Origin of the sequence: Pedobacter immunditicola (genome assembly GCF_037482985.1) — a bacterium.
Classification (GTDB): Bacteria; Bacteroidota; Bacteroidia; order Sphingobacteriales; family Sphingobacteriaceae; genus Pedobacter; species Pedobacter immunditicola.
Genome location: NZ_JBBHKC010000012.1, coordinates 35,043 through 54,986 on the forward strand (window position 1 = coordinate 35,043; position 19,944 = coordinate 54,986).

The following is a 19,944-nucleotide window of genomic DNA, read 5'->3' on the forward strand; positions in this document are numbered from 1 at the left end:
TACACCTATTACCTTAGTTTTTTCTTAAACAAATCAATTGTTCTTCCCCAGGCAAGTTTAGCTGCAGCTTCATTGTAACGGGTTGGTGAGGTATTATTATTAAATGCATGGTTAACACCTTCGTATATAAAAAGCTGATAATCAATCTTATGCTGCTTTAATGCTGACTCATACGCAGGGATTCCTGCATTGATCCTTTCATCCAGGCCAGCATAGTGCAATAGCAATGATGCCTTGATTTTCGGTACCTCAGCAACTTCTGCCGCGGAACCATAATAAGCCACTGCCGCCTGTAATTTTGGATCATTCACGGCTAACAGGTTAGCCATTCGCCCACCCCAGCAGAAGCCAACACAACCAACTTTACCATTTCCATCTTTATGTTTCCGCAGATAGTCTAAACCAAGCAGGAAGTTCTGCAGGTTATCTGCTGGATTTAGCTTTCCGATTTCTTCTCTCGCTTTATCCTCATCGGCTGGCGTACCACCTGTCACTGATAAAGCATCCACTCCTAATGCCAGGAAACCTGCCGCTGCAACTTGCTTTGTCACATCCATGGTATGAGGATTCAGACCTCTGTTTTCGTGGATCACCAATACACTGCCTAAGTTTTTACCGTTTTTAGGTTTTGCCAGCAAACCTTTCATTTCTCCATTAACCCCCTTGTAAGTAATCATTTCTGTGCTCAACTCCTCTTCATTCACTAAAGTTCCAGCGGCTGCATAATTGTTCTCTAACAGGGGCAGAATGGTTAATGCCATGGCGGTGCCCCCAGCTAATACCGATAGTTTTTTAATGAATTCTTTTCTGCTCAGCTGGCTGTGGGTGTACGAATCGTACAGATTGATTATTTTCTGATCCATAATACTATAGTTTAAGGTTGATTTTAAGGATAGCCGTTTATAGGATAACATTGGTACAACAGCTTGGCAGCATTTGTAAATGTTTTATACCTACTAAAATAACATTAAAAATGATTTGTTAAAGAAGCTGATATGATTAAATTCGTTGATGGAGCTTAAAAAACAAATTATAGAATTGGAAGAGTCATTAATAACAGCTATCAAAAAAAGTGACATTGACCGCTTACAACAATTGCTTCATGATCAGCTAACATTTACCAATCATGCAGGTATCTTACTCGACAAGGAATCCGATTTAATCTCCCATCGTAACGGAGATCTTGTGATCTCCGATATTGAAATTAGTGAACAAAGCATCAGGATCTTTGATGATGTTGCCGTCGTAGTAGTTAAAAAACACATCACAGGCACTTATTATACAGAGCCCTTTGAAAGCAGGGTCAGGTTCACAAGAATCTGGAAAAAATTCAATGCCGAATGGAAAGTAATATCAGCTTGCAGCGTTCCGGTTTAATATCAAAAAATCTTTGCTATGAATCATATGAAGACCTTCAGTATTATAGATCTTTCTTCTTAAATCTTCGCAACGAAAGCCAGACTGGCCAAACAACCCAGAAAAACAAGCCTATAAAAGATATCGTGATGCCGGTTGTTGTGCCAAAAAACTCACGAAAAACAGCTCCTGTATATCCCATAAGTGCAGATATATCCATTTGAAGTAATATCTGGACGCGGCCAAGGTCAATTGGGTTCAGGAAACTCATAAATACCATTACCCTTTCCAAGGGGTAATCCTGAAACTGGAACAATAAAAACAAAACCAGCGCATCAAAGATTAACGAGAAGAATAACCACAATAAGATCGACAATCCAATTCCTTTAGCCTTATCACGCGTGCTTCCGGCGGCAAGCATGGCAACACTCACAAATACCAGCGTCAGAAATAGCCCTGTAGCGATCATCATTATTCCTGTGGAATCTGCATGATAAAGCAAGATGGGAATCCCCGCTCCTATAAAAAAAGCCAGAGATAGTGAAGATGATAAACCGGAAAAGATACTCATCCAGATTGTCCTTCTTTTTACCGGCTGACTTACCAGTAATTCGATAAACTCGGAGCTGTTATAAATGTAAATTGTGGAAAAAGTAATGCAAATAAGCGGAACGATGATAAGGATAATATTCAGTAAGCTGAGCAAGCCTTTAGCAGAATTATTTTCAAGGTTAAACAAACTAAGCGATATCACCAGGAGCAAAAAAGTGTAGACCAAGACGATTTTATTCTGAACAATATCGACGATTACATATTTTAAGATTTTATTCATGGTTTTGTAAATTCATTATTGTAGTAATTGCGGCGGATAATTTTCTTTCTCCGGTCTCTTCTTTCAGCGCCGAAAGCGTTTTGTGAAATACCAAAGAACCCTCTTGCATATAGGCAACCTGGGTAACCAGGTCGTCAAGCTCACTTAACACGTGAGAAGTGATGATCACAAGTTTACCGTTTTTCTTTTCTTTTAAAATTTTCTGTTTGAGAATCTCTGATGACAGCGGATCAAGCCCGGCAGTAGGTTCATCTAAAATGAGCACTGCAGGGTTAAACAAAAAGGCCAGACAGGCACTTACTTTTTGGGTAGTACCGCCAGACAGCGTCCTCATTTTTTTATGCAACATGTTATTTAACCCGAATCTTTCAATTAATTCCTGGTCAAGGTGTTTGTTCGGGCTCTTCCGCAAGTCCTTCATCATATTCATCACATTGGCAATGGTCATATTTTCAGGATAGCGACCAATTTGCGGCATATATCCTATTTGTTCACGATATAACCATTTCCCTTCAATGTTTTCTCCATTAAAGTGCAGTGTACCACTATCGGGAACAACCATCCCCAGGATGGATTTAATCAAGGTTGTTTTCCCACTTCCATTTGGCCCAAGTAAGGCGATACATTCTCCCTTTGAAAACCGCAGTGAAACGCCATAAAGCGCCTTTAAACTTCCAAATCTTTTAATAATATCTGTAGCAACAATCATAGTTTTATGGCCCTCATTAAAGGTTTATTGTCTTTTAAATTTTCAGGTGTGATGCCCGGCAAGACTTTTTCACTCTTATCTAACAGCGTCACGATTAAACTTCTAAAAAGCATGAGGGCAGCAGGGTTATTTTCGATGATCATCGAATACATGCTTACCGGATGATAAGGTACATCCCCAGTACGGTCACGATCCAGATCATAGCCTTCATATTTGTCCCAATAATTCCCGTTGAATGTATTTAATACGAGCGACCCATTTGTTCCAATATCAAAGGTGTTGCCAGTAAAATTGTTTTTAGTAAAATCGTTATCATCACAACTTGCCTGGATTTTTACGCCCCAGCCATTATTAGAAAAACTATTCTTATAGAGATTAATGCGGTTGCAACCCTCCATATGTAAAGCGACAGTATTTTCTATAAAGTGGTTTCCTGAAATGTCGCTGTCACTGATGTCTTTCAGTAAAATGCCATAGGCAGCATCGCCCCAGTTGTTAATGAAAACATTATTGTACATTCGGATATGGCTAGTGTACATGACCGCCACCCCTGATTCGTTTTCTTCAAAAACATTAGCGATGTAGGTGTCATGATGCGAAAACATGAAGTGTATGCCATATCTTATGTTGTTTTTGCTGATGTTCCTCCACACCAGGGAATTGGTCACAAACTCAAAATAAATTCCATCGCGATGCCCTTTTATTTTGTTACCAATAACGAGTAAACTATCACTTTTCCAACAGCTGATGCCGTTGCCGCTTTGAACTTCGTTCTTCCCATAAGACGTAATCGTGTTGTCTTTTACTGTACAACTTTTGCTGTTTTGTACATAAATACCGAAATTGGTATCATCTAACACATTATTGAGTGCAGATACCTTATAGCTATCAGTAATGGCAATTCCCGCGATATCGCTCATTTCAGATCTACCGCTATGCTGTATCCGGAATCCTTCAATGGTCGCATGGCTGGCTTTGATAGAAACGATCTCATATTTATTCTCACCATCAAGGACTGGAAAATCGATGCCTTTCAGTGTAATAGATTTATGCATCCTGATCGTTTTTTCTTTATAGATCCCTGGATCTACCAGTACTGTATCACCTGCTTTGGCAGCATTGATTGCACCCTGTATAGTTTTGAACGCTCTTAATTTACCTGCATAAATCGTATCTGCATGGGTGGCTGATGTGCTTAGAATTAAGAGTAAAAAAAGAAAATAGGCTATAACATTTCTCATTTCGTTATCCCTTCCAATGTCACTTGTTCGCCGGATAATTTACCGGAAGCAGCATTAAGCTGATCCTGACTGCTAAAAGCAGCAATATTACCCCCCATTGGAGAACGTAATTGTGTGCTTTTCATCAAGAAAGCCTGACCAGATTCTATAAGATCATGTGGCTCATTAAAGTCCACAAAATAAGTGTTTTTAATCTCTTTGTTGTCTATTGTATTCGCCTTCATGAAACCAGTAAGGCAATGTATATCATCAAATATATAAACTTTACCTTTTTTTGTAACGATCTCTGCGCCAAAGCGATTATCAGCAATACTCATTCTGCAAGAGCTACATACATCTACACCAATCTTAATCTTTTGAGGACCTACCGTACAGGATGTCAGGCTCAGGACTACAATCATAAAAATAGCTGCAATTGTGCTAATTAAGTTTTTCATATTTATTTCTTTTGAATTCCACTATGACGGCAATGACCAGCATTATACCCACGGCGATAAAAATCCATCCTCCAATATCAGGGATTGAATAAGCACCAAAATTCAACAACTGTTTATAGCCGATTAGTGGAGGTTGATAGGCCATGCCGGGAACAATTATCGCGGCATTGGGATCTAAGTTATGTCCATAATTGTATTCCCATCGCCAGAAATCTGCCATAGCAATGATTCCGAAGAGAATAAAGGAGATGAGCAGGACATTAAGCCATTTTCTTGTTTTATGAAGGACAAAGGCAACTAACAGGCTCATCAGCGCAAAAAAAACAACGATATAAGGAAGAATGGTAAATTCAATAAAGTCTTCAGTATGCAGTGTTTTCATTCCTATATAGTGATTAAGGCCATTGATAATGTCAACGTTACCTGCTATCTTATTTGGATACATTTTCAATTGTAGCCCTTCAGGATATTGAGGTGCATCCAACTCTATACGCCACAAGGGAACAAATAAAACAATAATAAGCAACAAGCCGCAAACAAAAGCAGTAACTCTTGTTGATATACTCAGTTTGGAAGAAAGATTTTTTGGTTTCATTAGAGAAGCTTAAAAGTAAACGGACCAGTGACGGTCCGTTTACTTTGTAATTTATCTGGTCAATAGAGAATCCGGAACGTCCGAGTTCTTACCAAGGCTAAAAGATATTGGAACGGATGATCCTTTAGGAGAGACCCTGACATATCCTTGCATTTCCTGGTGTAAGGCACTACAGAAATCTGTACAATAGATAGGGTAAATACCCACTTTTTTCGGAACCCATTTTAAGGTACTTGTTTCCCCTGGCATGATCAATAATTCCGCATTTATAGCACCCTTAACAGCAAAGCCATGTGGAACATCCCAGTCCTGCTCAAGGTTGGTTACGTGGAAGTAAACTTCATCGCCCAATTTCACACCTTCAATATTATCAGGTGAAAAGTGAGAACGCATAGCAGTCATGTAGACATGAACTTTGTTTCCGTCCCTAACTACTTTGGAGTTCTTTTCTCCCATGGTAACATAAGGGTGTTTATTTTCTTCAATTTTGAAAATCTTCACTGAATTTTTGACAATTTTATCAGCGGGAATTGCCTGCGCATAGTGCGGCTCGCCAATCGATGGATAATCCAGCAACAATTTCATTTTATCCCCACTGATATCAAACAATTGGGCCGATTGTGATAGCTCAGGGCCAGTTGGAAGATACCTGTCCTTGGTGATTTTGTTATAGGCAACCATATATTTACCATATGGCTTTCTGGTATCGCCACCTGGAATACTTAGGTGCCCGGGAGAATAATAAGTTGGATGCCTGTCAAGGATTTTAAGGTCCTTAACATTCCACTTCACAATTTCAGAGGAAATAAAGAAAGTGGTATATGCATTTCCTTTTTCATCAAACTCTGTGTGCAATGGACCTAAACCAGGTTTTTTAACCTCGCCATATAAAGCAGCTTCGTATTTAAGCACCGGGATACCGCCATATTTTCCATCATAGTTCTTATCAGCGATTGCTTTTTTAATCTTTGTAAACGAAAATACCGGAATCAATGCTGCAAGTTTTCCACTACCTACTATGTACTCACCAGAAGGGTCAATATCAACACCATGTGGCGATTTAGGGCAAGGAATCATATAAACAATGTCTGGAAAGTCTTTTACATCAATTACAGTTACCTCTGATTTCATTGTGGAGGTTGCGGTATGAGTGGACTCATTGAATACATTATGTGCGTAATTTACCTTTTGCTTTTTACCTTTTCCTTGTTTTACATACTCTTCAGCTTTTTTCCAGTTAACGGCCAGAATATAATCTTTGTCGCGCTTAGATGCATTAACCTCAAGTAAGGTATGTGCCTGCTCAGAATTGTAAGTACTAAAGAAGAACCAACCACTGCTCGGACCTTTACCACTATGGCTTAAATCGAAGTTCATACCCGGAAGCAGGAGCTGGAAAGCAATTTTCATCTCTCCGTTTGTTGGTGCAACACTGACAAAACTAATGGTACCTTTGAAATTTTTCTTATAAGTATCGATGGGCACATCCCCATCTTCGTCATCCATGGGAACGCTGAACCGTGTTCCTGCGACAACATATTCCGAATTTTCGGTAATGAAGGGAGAAGAGTGATTTCCTGCACTATTCGGTATCTCTATGATCTCCGCAGTACGAAAAGTTTTGAGGTCAATACGTGCGATACGCGGTGTATTGTTTGCATTTGCAAATAACCATCGTCCATCGGTTTCACCATTAGTCTGCGACAGATCAAGGTGATGCTGATCATCCCATGGAACTTCTCCATGCGAGGTATTTAGCATTGGTTTTGTTTCCTCGCTATAACCCCAGCCTTTTTCCGGATCAACTGAAAACACCGGTATTACGCGCAACAAACGGCCGGAAGGAATCCCGTAAACGCTTACCTGACCACTGAAACCGCCTGAAACAAAGTTGTAAAGCTCATCATACTTTCCTGGTGCAACATACACTCTGGCAGCAGCATCACCTGTCATGGCATTGGCTGTGTTTTTGGGTTTACAGCCAGAGAAACTCAACAGCAAAAATGCTGCGAAAACCGACAATATAAATATATTTCTTTTCATGACTTAATTATTTAACTCCGTCGTTTTGACGCATAAATTCTAAAATTGCTCTGCTATCCTCATCACTCAGGTTCTGATTTGGCATACGGACCATACAAATCTCCAGCATGGCTTGAACTTTAGGATCCTTATCAATCATCACATCTGTATTCGTCATAAAGTTCATGATCCATTCAGGCGTATTACGCTTGGTAACATCCTTCCATCCTGGGCCAACTAACTTCTCGTCGGTAAGTTTGTGACAAGAAAGACATTTTAAATCGGAAATATTTTGTCCTTTCAATGCTAATGCTTTATCTAGCTGAGCATCTACTTTGACGTCTTTAAACTTTCCTTCTCCCCTATTAGGGTCATAATCTGAAATTGCAGGAGCCGATGCAGATTCTTCAGAAGACTGGTCGCTCGAATTGTCGGATTTAGGCGTATCACCTCCTGCACAAGCAGCCAGGAAGATTGTAACGCAGCATAATACGAGTAGTTTTTTCATAATAGTTGTTGTTAAATTAAATGTAAAATTAGGGGTTAATCTCTGGTTAAAATATGATGCAAGTCATTAATTATAGGTTTATTACCTGATAGAAATCATGATTTAATTAATATATATTGTATTAATTTCGGCTGTTAAATATTTAATTATGGATTCTCAACGTTTTGAACTTTATAAATGGATTAAGTGGGCTTTATTCAATTTACTTGTTGTTGCGATAGTAGGAATTATATTAAGGTACAAGATTAATTTTTCTTTCCCCTTAGTTGATCAAAAATTTCTTTTACATGGACATTCACATTTTGCCTTCACAGGTTGGATTACCCTAGCCTTAATGGCCTTAATGGTCAATTACCTGAACAATAACACTATAGGAGTTAATTTCAAAAAGTACGATAAAATGCTCATAGCAACCAATCTTGTTGCTTATGGTATGCTCTTTACATTTATCTATCAGGGTTATGCCTTTTTATCAATTACATTCTCGACGCTATCCATTTTAGTTTCTTATGTGTTCATTTATTTCTATTGGCGAGACCTGAACAAGATCAAACAAGAGCGTTCTATCACCATATGGTTTAAAGCAGCCCTGGTGTTGTGGTTTTTGTCATCCTTAGGTGTTTTTACACTTGCTTATCTAATGGCAACGGATACCCGTGTTCAAGAGTGGTATTTTGCATCTATTTATTTCTTCCTTCATTTCCAATATAACGGCTGGTTTCTTTTTGCAAGCTTTGGTCTGTTCTTTTCATTATTCATGAAAGACAACAGTGCGCTCAGCTTAAAAACAAATAAAATGCTATTTATCATTCTTGTGGTTACGGTTATACCAACTTATCTTCTATCAGTGCTTTGGTTAAATCTACCAGCTTACTTGCACTGGACTGGCGTGATTTTCGGAATTGTCCAACTGGCTGCTATCTATTATATGGTGAGCGTTTTAAGAATGGCAAAACAGCATTTATCTGTTCAATTATCACAGCAGACCAAATGGTTGTGGATGCTGGTTTGGCTGGCATTTGTACTCAAAATAGGCTTACAAACCCTTTCCATATTTCCTTACCTTGGAGAATTTGCTTTTAGCTTCAGGCCAATAGTGATCGGTTATCTGCATCTCTGTTTTCTTTGTATTCTATCTTTTTTCATTATCGGACTATTTAACTATCTTCTTGAAAAACAAGGCAAGCGGCTCAGCCTCCTGGGCGTTTCCCTTTTTGTATCAGGCGTGTTACTACAGGAATTTGTGTTAATGATTCAGGGACTGACGGCTTTCCAGATTTACCTCTTGCCTGCAGCAGGTATTATTTTATTCGCCATCGCCCTGCTCATTGGATCCAGTCTGGTGATCATCAACCTTCAAATTAGAAAAGATACCTAATCATTAGCATGTAATGTTTAAAAAATCCACTGCAGGGGTAGCAGTGGATCTTAAAAATGGAATTACATCAACCAACTATCTGCAATTCTTTTCTGCTAAAATCGCCTTAGGGAATAAGACATTATTTTCAAGGTGTACATGCCTGTGTAGGTCATCTTCATAGGCCGCAAGCATCTTATAAAGAATAGTGTAAGAAGAACATGCATCCTCAGGCAGTTTGAAGTTATCCGTCAGCAACCTGATTTGCTCCATAGCCTCTCCGGCTTGTTCATGCTCAGCCTCCATCATTTGGATGGGAACTGAAACATCGCCAAATGAACTTTCATGGATAACCCCGCCATTTTTTTGAACATTTGCCAGTTCTTTGATGAAAGGAAAAAGAACACGTTCTTCCTTCAGGATATGAAGCATTAAATCTTCGGCAACTCCCGTAAATATAGCGGCGACTTTTATCACTTCCGGGTGAGTGTCGCCATGTACTTTGGCTACTTTGTTAGCCAGTTCTTTGATGAAAGCCGTGTTGTCCCTGATATACTGATGGTGTGTATTGACAATGAAGTCTGCCAGGAAATCCATATTCCATTTCAAGTAATCATTTTCAGCAGCGGGGATATCACTGCTTATTGCGTTGAGCGCCTGGTTAACTTGTTCAGGGTTGATGCCTTTCGTATCGCAAACTTCTGTAATGGTTTTCTTTCCACCACAGCAGAAGTCAATGCCGAAATTTTTGAAAACCTGTGCCCGCCTATAATCTTTTGTAACCAGTTCACCAATGGTTTCTTCATCCTGGTCGAGCAGATTTTTAGTGATTTTCACCTTCCAAATTTCAGGTCCATTTTCCAGGTATTCCCATCGAAAGGTCTGCCCTCTTTCTGCCAGCATCTGGTAGTATAACGGTTTGGGATCATGGTCGTTATTAATAATGAATGCAGCGCCGGGTATTAAGCCATCAAACTCTTCAAAGATTCTGGGATGTTTTAAGCGAGGTTCTAATGCTGTAACGTTTAAAATATTGATCGTTTCCATATAAATTGTTTTTAAAGTGATTTTTTAAAGAATGTTTGTTTTATAGGTATGAAGCTATTCATCAACCTGGTTTTAATATGATTAATTACGTTTTAATCCCCCCAAAGTGCCTTCCGTCCTGCAGGTGTGATCGATTCAAAGTTCCATTCCGGATCCCAAACCAAGTCTACAGTGACACTATACTGGTCGAATAGACGTTCCAAACAATTAATTACTGCTGACACAATGCTCTCTCCCATTGGGCAAAATCTGGTAGAAAGTGTCATTTCTACGGCAATCAGCAGTTCTTTCTGGCTGACCGTTATGCCGTAGATCAAACCAAGGTCAACGATATTTACATGCAACTCAGGGTCAATAACGGTTCTTAAACCATTTTCGAGGGCGACATCCATGCCGGTTAAACATTCCGGAATATCAAATTCGATCATAATGCTGGGTTTTAGTCTGATGTAAGAGTAAATGAGCAATGTGAAGGCAATAACATAAGGCTGTGATCACCAGACAGCTGGCCCCGATGTATTTCATCATCCCGGATGAAAACACGAATCCGGAAATGAAGGTGATCAGGAAAAGCAGGAAAGCCATGCACTGAATTGCAAGAAGCAAATTACTATTTAAATCAGCAGGCATAGGTGTCTTTACTTTTCCGGTTAAATGTTCATAATGCTTTACCCATACGATGAAGGGAAGGGTTTTGAAAGTTTGCCCTATAATTAAAGCACTGATCCATCCTATAAATATTAAGATTCCATAAAGCACAGATAGATTTGTGGCTAAGGGATTTTGTTTTAAGTGGTAGTGGAATAAAAACGGAAGAACCCCAATGCTCGCTGCAAGCAAGACAAAAGAGAATAACGTTTGAACCATTGCAAGATCAACGTCTTTACGTATACGGGAAACAAAGCACCGGTAAACATAAACTAGATAAGTACAAAGCCCAGCCACTCCGATGAGAAGGATCAGGTTTGTTCTAAAATTGATACCAAAGAAATAACCGTCAATCAAGAACAATAACAAGGCTGCATTGATCAGGTAATAGGCAGCTGACAATAGTGCGGTTTGTTGATATTTAGACACCAGGAACATGGGAATCAGTTTGGCACTTACCCCGATAATCAACATTAAAAACCAACCTGCGATACCCATATGGGCATGCAGTCTTAAAAAAGCCAAGTGATCCTGAGGCAAAAAGGAAAACCTGAAATTAAAAACCAATAGCAGCCCTAAAACTGCTGTCAATGCCAGCCACATACAGGAGGTCACGATAAACTCTTGAAAAATAGTGGTTTGCTGTTTATTTTTTAAAGTAAGCAGGACATTTAAATTAAATAATAGAATGCCCGATAGTACAAGAATGCCTGCTACCTGCATCATCAAGCCTGGGTCAAAAAACCAAAAGGCGCAAATCAACAACATTATCCCCGGCACAAGGAGAAGGAAACTGCCCCAGCAAAGCCGAATACTATACAGTGGTGTTTCCAAAATGACGGGCAGCAGCTGATATAGTGCACCAAAAATGATCAGTGTGCCCCAACCCAAAGCAGCAGTATGTGTTAACGCCAGGATTTTGGGTTGAAAATAGTGCCCGGCGATTTCATTTATTGAAAACATAAACATAATCGTCAAAGCAAGAAAGAAGATAGCCGCAACAAGATAATGACTTACTACTATCCGGTATAAAGCGGGTTGATGTCTGATGGCGCTCATGATTGATAAATTAACATGTCCACCTCATCCGCTGATTTATGGTTCAGCAAAAATGTCATTCCTTTTTTATGAAGTTCAGGCAGTAGAAACACGGGCACTTTTTTATGATGGACAAAAAGAAGATGATCAGCGGGAAGTGTCTCCAAATTCTCCATGATGAGCATCATCGGCTGTGGCATTTGCAGTTCACGAACATCGACATACCTGACTTTAGCCAGGTCGAAACGCTGCAGGACCATGTTGAATAACTCCTGGTCTTTAACTGTCTGTGGAATTGGGGCATTTTCAGCGGTTACATTACCGTCATGCTGTTTCTCAAACCAGGTAATCACTGTGGCTACATCAATGTACTCCACAACATAACTAAATCCTTTATCAGTAAGCAGGCTTATCAATGGTACAGGTTCAAAAGTATTCGTGATTTTCAGGCGATCACCGACGTTTAGCTTATTTACCATCACAAGAATTTCTTTAAGAGGATCGTGATGATTTTTAAGGTAAGGACGTGCATCCAGTTCGACAACATGAGTATGGCGACTAAAGTCTATACCATGGTTTTGGGTTGATTTTTGCACTGCTGGTATCGCTGTTATCAATACAAATCCGATTCGGCTCATGCTTTTCAAAAAGTCATCAACCTTACAGTTGGCAATTTTACAAGCATCAGCAATTGTAACCCGACTAGCAAATACCCTGCGGAGGATAGGATTTTTAAGTTTAGAAAAATTAAGGTTAAGTTTTACCAGTTCATTGATTACACCCTGACTGTCCACATCAAGCAATGTTTTGATACGGGTACCTGCATGAATTTTAACTTGATTTGTCATTTTCATTACCTAAGATTCTAATGAGTTGATGAATTAGACCAAAGGTATGGCCAGACTCAACTGTAGTTTATGATTGAGATCATAAACACCACTATTTAAGGTAATGAATTAGCTTTATCTATAGACTTTTCGACTTTCTATGGTAAGTTCCCCTTTTTTTTCGAGAGATTTGATGGCCCTAATAACGGTTTCCACCCTTAAGCCAGTGAAATCCGCAATTTGCTGCCTCGTAATTTCAATTTTGTGTTTCGTCTCCGCAGGAACGTTATCTACTTTAATTTTGAAATAATCAATCAACTGCAAAACCCTGTGTTCTGGCTCCTGGGAAGAAATTTCAGATGCCATAATAGATTTAAAATAAAGTCTTTTTGCAAGAACAGTTGTCATTTGAAGATGCAATACAGGATTTGAAAGGACAAGATTTAAAAATTTTTCCTTTGTTAGCAAGTAAACCTCCGCCTTTGTGATCGCGACGGCATTAGATGGGTAATATTCATTGATTAGCAAAGGAGGTTCTCCGAAACTATCACCTTCTGCAAAAATACCCTGTACAAACTCCTTCCCGACATCATTAAAATTGTTCATTTTAACTGCACCTTTACGAACTTGAAAATAATACTTAGGCGTATCGCCTTTTTCAAACAAGATTTCACCCTTATCATAGTTTGCGATTTTACCAAATTGCATTAATAAAGCTTCATCTATCATATCGGGCGAAATAAGATTGTAGTGTCGCCAGTAAATATAAGGATGAAGACCATCATTACACTACCTTAATGACTACGTTACCAATTTTTCGTCCTGTTTCAACATATTGGTAAGCTTCAACAATCTGTTCTAATTGGTATTGCCTGTCCACTACTGGCTTAAATGCGTCGTTCTCTACCAGTTTTTTCAAAAAAATAACATCTTCCTTATTTATGGTTGGAATAGGAAACAATACTCTTTTACCACCCAGAATAGGTGTAATGAGCGCTAAAAATACGTTTTCAGCATTTTTACCAAGTTCTGTAGATTTGTATATGCCATTTTTCTTTAATAAGGGTTTACATTTTCCAAACGAACTTTTCCCTACAGCGTCATAAATAAAATCAAACTTCTTTTCAGTTTTTGCAAAGTCTACATTAAGGTAATCAATCACCACTTCTGCCCCTAATGATTTTACTAACGCGACATTTTTTGTATCGCAAACTGCCGTCACATTTGTCCCAAAGTATTTCAACAGTTGCACTGCTGCAGAACCAATTGCACCCGTAGCACCATTTACCAAAACATGCTGTCCGATTTTAACTTTTGCCGCTTTGATATCGCATAAAGCATAATGTCCCCCTTCGCAAATAGGTGCTGATTCAAGGTAAGTTAAATTCCCCGGCATGGTCGTCAGGGAATCAGACTCGCGCATTGTCATATATTCCGCATGTGCACCGAATGTGGTGTCATTATAACCAAACACCTTATCTCCAACCTTAAATAACGTTACGTCCTTAGCAATTGCTTCAATTTGTCCTGCAAATTCGTTTCCAAGTATCTTATTTTTAGGCTCAAATAATCCACTAAAAAGCCTGTTAATAAAATACGAAGCACTCCTGAATGCACAATCGGTACGGTTTACAGTTGTAGCATACACTTTAATTAATACCTCGTTTGCTTGGGGAATGGGCTTATCAACCTCCGTTATTTCGGCAACCGCTGGTGGTCCATATTTTGAATATACGATCGCTCTCATTTTCTCAGGTTATTTGTCGATTTGTTTGTTGTTTATTAAGCAGTTTTTTAAAGAACCCCTTTAGCATTAAAGCTATCCATTTTTTATTTATAAAGTAAAAAATGAAAGGATTTATAACATGGGAGAATATCAGCAAATCGGGAAGAGTTAGCGAAGCTTAAATAAGATTGTATATTTGGATGTTCGCTCGAAAAACCGGCTTTAAAATCGGGAACGTTGTTTAATCACCTATTTTATTGACTCATGAAATACCTTTTATTTACAATTTTAACCTGCTTATCCTTTCACCTATCGGCTCAGCAATCTTATAAAATAACCTATTCCAAAAGTTATAACGACAAGGTAATGCCCAAACAAGATCCATTGCTGGTTTTTACCAATAAAGATCAAACGGTGATTACTTCTGAAAAGATTACACAAAATAAAGCAGTTAACCCTTTTGAAACCTTCTATATAGACCGTAAGCAGACTGATTTGTATCTCCGGGTTACCAATTTCAGTCCAGGTAGGGAAATGGCTACTATTGATTCCGCTATTTTAGGTAAGAATGTGTTAAAATTAACAGACGAAACACGTCAAATATTAGGATATACTTGTAAAAAGGCTACAACTTCCATCAATTCTAATGCTATCGAAATATGGTACACTACAGCTTTAGCTATAAAGGGGGCACCAAATGAAGTAGGGCAGAATTTAGGGCTGGTACTGGAATATAGCCGTAATGGAAACTCAAAAATTACAGCCACCAAAATAGAAAAGATCAAACGCATCCCTTCTCCTGTCGGACTGCGCGACTTTGGGAATATCGTAGATGGATTGACTTACCACGATGAAGTATGGAAAAGTCGTTTTGTACAGGTTCCAATATTTAAAGATGAGGTGATCAACTTCAGGGATAAACCTCAATCTGACAGCGTTTTGAGATTTGCAAGTGGCACTGTTATCCTAAAAAAAGTAAAGATTCCTGAAATCACAAATGGCAGTCAGGCCTTTGTTCAGTTGATACAAAAATCTAATGGAGATGCCTATGACCGGACTGGTTCTGTGTTTATGATTGCTGAAGACCAGAAGCAAACTTTTCTGGATGGAATGAAACATGGGATGAAAACCTTGCCACTTTATGAAAACGGGAATGGCAAGCAGTACCCAGGGATGATCCGCACTGCGGGATTCTCACCGGTTTATGAATTGATGAGATTTTTTACTCCATTTGGCGTCAATCACTTTAATAAACGCCTGACGTTAAAGAATAAAACCTGGCAGGATAGCGTGATTTACCGTCAGGATATTTCAGAATTTATTTCTGTAATGTCTGGGAAAGAGGTTTACATCGGAACTTATATTGGTAATTATGATAAAGGCGGCCATAAGGTAAGTTTAGAACTCACGATACATCCAGGCGGTGAATCAAAAATGGCTGCTCAAAAAGTGATGCCCATTTTTAATACAACAAATGTTATGGAAATGGGTGGACAAGATTATCCGACCTTCTTTAGCGAAGAGAAAGGGTTAGAAGTGACTTTTAATTTGCCTGAAGATGCCACAGATGTTCAACTCCGGTATGTCACGACAGGACATGGCGGCTGGGGAAATGGAGATGAATTTGTTCCTAAAGAAAACCGCATTTTCCTGAACGGGCAAATAGCCTTTAAATTCACCCCCTGGCGAACAGATTGTGGATCTTATCGTCTTTATAACCCTATTTCAGGGAACTTCAGCAATGGTTTATCGTCATCAGATTTAAGCCGTTCAAATTGGTGCCCGGGAACGGTAACAAATCCTAATTATATAAATCTGGGTGATTTGAAGGCCGGCCAACATATCATCAAAGTGCAAATCCCACAGGGTGCACCTGAAGGAACGAGTTTTAGCTTTTGGAATGTATCAGGATGCCTGATTTATAATTAGCAATCAGTAGATTGAAAATGTTGGCAAACAAGGTGAAAGATACCTTATGATAAAATGATGGAGGCTGTATCACAAAATACTTGTTTATGATACAGTCTCCATCAATCTGAATGTCAAATCTTAACACCTAGTTTCGCTGCAATATCTTTAAACATTTCGAGATCTATCCCATCTGCCCCAGGTGAGTTAAGCTGCGGTTCCTCTTCCAAATCCGGTGCCGGAGCGCCTTCGATAGCGCCAAAAACTACTTCTAATTCCGAACCGTCTTCAGGATGACTTCCATTCCAAATGATACCCGCTTGTCGGTAATCATCCTGACTAAAGGTATAAAGTTTTCTGTGCAAACCATTTTCTTCATATTTCCGTGTTTCTGGAAATGCTTTATTACTTAACTCAGGTATAGGAATTAATTTGGTTACATTGACACCAGTAAGCAATTCTATTGCCTTGGCATAAGCTACAACATGAAGTCCCCCTCTAACAAGTAAATAAGAGACCATTTCGCGCGCTGTAGGATCAGTAACCATTTCATATACACGCATCTTGTTAGCTCGTGCACCACATTCCAGGAAGAAATTATGTAAGAGATCCAATTTGAGATTACCCCCGCTAAAAACATGCTGCCCTGTCCACCAATCTCCCATTGAATCCATTGGAAGTGAAGCCTGTCCGCTTGCAATAAAGTGACGGGTATTTCGGGCATCAGTAATATTTTTTAGTGGCCCTGGCTCCGGATCGAAACCGCGCTTGGTAGTTCCTGTCAATAGCAAATTAATCGCATAGGATACCGCCTCTATGTGTCCATACTCTTCTCCTGCGATGCTACAAATCACATCATAAAATGGCCTTAATCTGTTTCGTCCCCTAAAATTAAAGGACTGAAAGGTGTAAGTCATTAAAGTGGTCATTTCACCGAATTTGCCGCCTAGTAATTCTTGTACAGCAGCTGCGTCGTTTGGCGACGGATTGTTTGGCGTAGGCAGTTCCAAAGGAAGCCTGTCAATTTTTAATATCATAATTTAAAATTTAGGGTTATCAATCAATTAGCTAACAGCACTTTACCTAAATAGTTTAATTATTTATTAAATAATTCGGCATCGTTAAACAAGCTTTTTAGGCGCTTCCCCGTAAATTGACACGCTGTACATTTAGGAATCAACTGTCATTAAATTAAATTTTCATATCTCTTGTAGTTGCCAAATAAATTATTTTACTTTGCTGTACAAAGTACTTTTAAATGAAAGAAGCAGACGTCTATTCGGAACTATCCTCTATAAGATCACTCATGGAGCGGTCGTCAAAGTTCATCTCGCTAAGCGGATTGTCCGGCGTAATGGCTGGTATCTATGCTTTGGCTGGCGCTTTTTTCGGATGGCGGATTGTTTACAAAGAGGCCGGTGGATTAGTCATCAACAATTATGATGTCATTGATCCTCGCGTATGGTCACAACTAGTGGTGATTGCGTTAGTTGTATTGGTACTTTCTTTAACGACAGTCATTGTTTTAACTTATCGTCAATCAAAGAAAAAAGAACAGCAGTTTTGGGGGCCGGGAAGCAAACGTTTATTATCCAGCCTGGCTTTGCCATTAGTCACTGGCGGCATCTTAATTATTATATTATTGTATAGAGGTGAGTATAGTATGGTTGCACCAGCTTGTCTGCTGTTTTATGGTTTGTCACTTGTATCGGGAAGTCATTATACATTTTCTGATGTCAAATGGCTTGGCATCTGCCAAATCACGTTAGGGCTACTTTGTGCTTTAATGCCAGGTTACGGACTCATTTTTTGGACTATTGGATTTGGTATACTTCATATTCTTTATGGTTCCATTATGCATTTTAAATACAAGCAGTGAACATATCCCTAGAACAATTCGATAAAGCTTTTGAAAATCGATTACGCCTTCAGATTATGAGTGTATTGGTTGCTAATGAAAATTATGATTTTAATTCGTTAAAGGAGCTATTGAATGCAACCGATGGAAATCTTGCCTCCCATTTAAAGGCATTAGAGAAAGAGGATTATATTACTGTATATAAAACCTTTGTGGGCCGTAAACCCAATACCCAATATGCTGCTTCAAATACAGGACGCCAAGCTTTTGTGAAGCACCTGGATGCGCTTGAAAATTTAATTAAACAACAGAAGAAATAATTTTTTTTACCCATCTACTTTGAAATTCAAAGTACTTTAATCTTTATGAAAATGGATCAACAAACAAAAAACAATGGAATTATTAGCTGGATCGAGGATTCAGTTTTATTCAAATTAGGGATCATCGGATTTTTCACCCTACTGCTGCTCATTCCCTCAGAATGGATTCAATCTATAATCCAGGAACGGCAAAACAGGCAGCAAGATGTGATCAAAGAGATTTCAGACAAATGGTCCGGGAGCCAACTCGTACAAGGACCAGTAATGATATTGCCATACAAAACACTGATCCAGCAAAAAGATAATACTGGTCAGGTTATTTATGAGGAAGCCATATCAAACATCTATATTCTTCCTGAAGCATTAAATATCACCAGCACAGCAGATCCTGAAGTATTACATCGTGGAATTTTCGATGCAGTGGTCTACAATGCTAAAATTAAGGTAAACGGCAAGTTCAGTATGCTTGAACTACAGAAATCAGGCATAGATCCAGATAAAATTCTATGGAATAAAGCTAAGGTAGCTATCGGACTTAGTGATTTAAAAGGACTTAAAAACAACCCTTCTATTAAACTGGCAAACCAGCAGTACGCGGTTGAACCTGATTTTACTTCCCTGAAACTATTTAATAATAACCTGATCATTCTTCCGGATCTGGGTAAAGATAGAAATACAGCTTTGCCTTTCAGTTTTGACCTCGACCTTAGGGGAAGCAGTGAGCTTAATTTTCTGCACCTGGGGAAAACTACAACGGTTAAGTTAGCGGGAAAATGGAATAACCCGAGTTTCACCGGACGTTACCTTCCTGAGGATCGTCAGATCACAGCGACCGGATTTAGTGCCAGCTGGAAAATGCCTTTCTTTAACCGCCCCTATCCTCAACAATGGGTAGCTGAAAATACGATTTTGAATACGAAGGTTCAGGATTCGGCCATTGCCACAACTACGGCCCTAGCATCAACAAACCCAAATTATGATGCTTATTTCGGCGTGAATTTTCTATTACCAATAGATCAATATCAAAAGATCATGCGGACAGCTAAGTATTCAGTCTTAATTATTCTATTGACATTCATCTCGCTTTTCTTCACCGAACTACTGAATAAAAAGAAGGTACATCTTTTGCAATATGTGCTGATCGGTGCGGCAATGACCATCTATTACACCCTATTGCTCGCCTTTAGTGAACAGATTGGCTTCAATGCAGCTTATCTGATCGCTTCCGTCTCTACAGTGACATTGGTCAGTATTTTTATCGCCACACTTTTACGGGATAAAAAGCCTGCTTACATATTTGCAAGCATCCTGACCATCTTTTACACCTTCATCTTTGTGATCATACAATTGCAGGATCTGGCCTTAATTTTTGGTAGTGTAGGTTTATTCATTACTGTAGCTATATTGATGTACCTGTCTACAAGAATAGACTGGAACAGAAGAACGTTACACGAAATGGCAACCTAAAAAAATGCAGCGGTTGTATCATGATGCGACGTCAATGACGACACATTA

The 19,944-nt window shown here is 39.1% G+C and carries 21 protein-coding genes; 6 read left to right on the top strand and 15 right to left on the bottom strand.

Going from position 1 to position 19,944, the window contains the following annotated elements:
• Positions 1–8: 8 nt before the first annotated feature.
• The gene (locus WG905_RS18105; protein ID WP_339593170.1) at positions 9–863 is read right to left on the bottom strand and encodes a dienelactone hydrolase family protein; all 855 of its coding nucleotides are present in this window, start codon (positions 861–863) and stop codon (positions 9–11) included.
• Positions 864–1,011: 148 nt separating this feature from the next.
• Here WG905_RS18105 and WG905_RS18110 point away from each other — a divergent pair, with 148 nt between their 5' ends.
• Positions 1,012–1,377, top strand: coding sequence for a nuclear transport factor 2 family protein (locus tag WG905_RS18110; RefSeq protein WP_339593171.1), 366 nt, complete (start codon positions 1,012–1,014; stop codon positions 1,375–1,377).
• Between the two features lie 43 nt (positions 1,378–1,420).
• On the opposite strand, the gene WG905_RS18115 is transcribed toward WG905_RS18110, so the two are convergent.
• From WG905_RS18115 to WG905_RS18145, 7 genes are read right to left on the bottom strand one after another with little or no spacing between them, the layout of a single operon-like run.
• A complete protein-coding gene (locus tag WG905_RS18115; protein ID WP_339593172.1) occupies positions 1,421–2,188 on the bottom strand; it encodes an ABC transporter permease subunit in 768 nt (255 codons plus the stop codon).
• The gene (locus WG905_RS18120) at positions 2,181–2,897 is read right to left on the bottom strand and encodes an ABC transporter ATP-binding protein (protein ID WP_339593173.1); all 717 of its coding nucleotides are present in this window, start codon (positions 2,895–2,897) and stop codon (positions 2,181–2,183) included. The genes WG905_RS18115 and WG905_RS18120 overlap by 8 nt, the downstream gene beginning before the upstream one ends.
• Positions 2,894–4,138: a nitrous oxide reductase family maturation protein NosD gene (locus WG905_RS18125; RefSeq protein WP_339593174.1), complete on the bottom strand. Its 1,245-nt coding sequence runs from the start codon at positions 4,136–4,138 to the stop codon at positions 2,894–2,896. The genes WG905_RS18120 and WG905_RS18125 overlap by 4 nt, the downstream gene beginning before the upstream one ends.
• A complete protein-coding gene (locus WG905_RS18130) occupies positions 4,135–4,575 on the bottom strand; it encodes a nitrous oxide reductase accessory protein NosL (protein ID WP_339593175.1) in 441 nt (146 codons plus the stop codon). Before WG905_RS18130 ends, WG905_RS18125 begins: the two co-directional genes overlap by 4 nt.
• Positions 4,559–5,170 (bottom strand): hypothetical protein, encoded by a 612-nt coding sequence (locus WG905_RS18135; RefSeq protein ID WP_339593176.1) that lies wholly within the window; start codon positions 5,168–5,170, stop codon positions 4,559–4,561. Before WG905_RS18135 ends, WG905_RS18130 begins: the two co-directional genes overlap by 17 nt.
• Before the next feature lie 51 nt (positions 5,171–5,221).
• Entirely contained in the window at positions 5,222–7,213 is a 1,992-nt protein-coding gene (gene nosZ / locus WG905_RS18140) for a Sec-dependent nitrous-oxide reductase (protein ID WP_339593177.1), read from the bottom strand.
• A 7-nt stretch (positions 7,214–7,220) separates the two neighbouring features.
• Positions 7,221–7,700: a c-type cytochrome gene (locus WG905_RS18145; RefSeq protein WP_339593178.1), complete on the bottom strand. Its 480-nt coding sequence runs from the start codon at positions 7,698–7,700 to the stop codon at positions 7,221–7,223.
• 148 nt (positions 7,701–7,848) lie between these two features.
• On the opposite strand from WG905_RS18145, the gene WG905_RS18150 reads away from it, so the two are divergent.
• Positions 7,849–9,078: a hypothetical protein gene (locus WG905_RS18150; RefSeq protein ID WP_339593179.1), complete on the top strand. Its 1,230-nt coding sequence runs from the start codon at positions 7,849–7,851 to the stop codon at positions 9,076–9,078.
• 75 nt (positions 9,079–9,153) lie between these two features.
• On the opposite strand, the gene ric is transcribed toward WG905_RS18150, so the two are convergent.
• From ric to WG905_RS18180, 6 genes are all read right to left on the bottom strand, one after another.
• The gene (gene ric / locus WG905_RS18155) at positions 9,154–10,104 is read right to left on the bottom strand and encodes an iron-sulfur cluster repair di-iron protein (protein ID WP_339593180.1); all 951 of its coding nucleotides are present in this window, start codon (positions 10,102–10,104) and stop codon (positions 9,154–9,156) included.
• 92 nt (positions 10,105–10,196) lie between these two features.
• A complete protein-coding gene (locus tag WG905_RS18160) occupies positions 10,197–10,532 on the bottom strand; it encodes a metal-sulfur cluster assembly factor (RefSeq protein WP_339593181.1) in 336 nt (111 codons plus the stop codon).
• Positions 10,519–11,811, bottom strand: a complete 1,293-nt coding sequence (locus WG905_RS18165) for a hypothetical protein (RefSeq protein WP_339593182.1) — start codon at positions 11,809–11,811, stop codon at positions 10,519–10,521. The genes WG905_RS18160 and WG905_RS18165 overlap by 14 nt, the downstream gene beginning before the upstream one ends.
• Positions 11,808–12,644 (bottom strand): DUF2249 domain-containing protein, encoded by an 837-nt coding sequence (locus WG905_RS18170; protein WP_339593183.1) that lies wholly within the window; start codon positions 12,642–12,644, stop codon positions 11,808–11,810. The genes WG905_RS18165 and WG905_RS18170 overlap by 4 nt, the downstream gene beginning before the upstream one ends.
• 108 nt (positions 12,645–12,752) lie before the next feature.
• Complete coding sequence (locus WG905_RS18175; protein ID WP_339593184.1) at positions 12,753–13,346, bottom strand: Crp/Fnr family transcriptional regulator; 594 nt, start codon at positions 13,344–13,346, stop codon at positions 12,753–12,755.
• Between the two features lie 55 nt (positions 13,347–13,401).
• Complete coding sequence (locus WG905_RS18180; protein ID WP_339593185.1) at positions 13,402–14,364, bottom strand: NAD(P)-dependent alcohol dehydrogenase; 963 nt, start codon at positions 14,362–14,364, stop codon at positions 13,402–13,404.
• Positions 14,365–14,607: 243 nt separating this feature from the next.
• Between WG905_RS18180 and WG905_RS18185 the strand changes: the two genes are divergently transcribed.
• Complete coding sequence (locus WG905_RS18185; RefSeq protein ID WP_431844527.1) at positions 14,608–16,272, top strand: PNGase F N-terminal domain-containing protein; 1,665 nt, start codon at positions 14,608–14,610, stop codon at positions 16,270–16,272.
• A 113-nt stretch (positions 16,273–16,385) separates the two neighbouring features.
• Here WG905_RS18185 and WG905_RS18190 read toward each other — a convergent pair whose 3' ends face one another.
• The gene (locus WG905_RS18190; RefSeq protein ID WP_339593187.1) at positions 16,386–17,288 is read right to left on the bottom strand and encodes a manganese catalase family protein; all 903 of its coding nucleotides are present in this window, start codon (positions 17,286–17,288) and stop codon (positions 16,386–16,388) included.
• 221 nt (positions 17,289–17,509) lie between these two features.
• Between WG905_RS18190 and WG905_RS18195 the strand changes: the two genes are divergently transcribed.
• The 3 genes from WG905_RS18195 to creD are packed head-to-tail and all read left to right on the top strand — an operon-like array spanning position 17,510 to position 19,896.
• A complete protein-coding gene (locus WG905_RS18195) occupies positions 17,510–18,130 on the top strand; it encodes a hypothetical protein (RefSeq protein ID WP_339593188.1) in 621 nt (206 codons plus the stop codon).
• Positions 18,127–18,429: a winged helix-turn-helix domain-containing protein gene (locus WG905_RS18200; RefSeq protein WP_339593189.1), complete on the top strand. Its 303-nt coding sequence runs from the start codon at positions 18,127–18,129 to the stop codon at positions 18,427–18,429. Before WG905_RS18195 ends, WG905_RS18200 begins: the two co-directional genes overlap by 4 nt.
• A gap of 51 nt (positions 18,430–18,480) precedes the next feature.
• Complete coding sequence (gene creD, locus WG905_RS18205) at positions 18,481–19,896, top strand: cell envelope integrity protein CreD (protein WP_339593190.1); 1,416 nt, start codon at positions 18,481–18,483, stop codon at positions 19,894–19,896.
• The last annotated feature ends 48 nt before the right edge of the window (positions 19,897–19,944 follow it).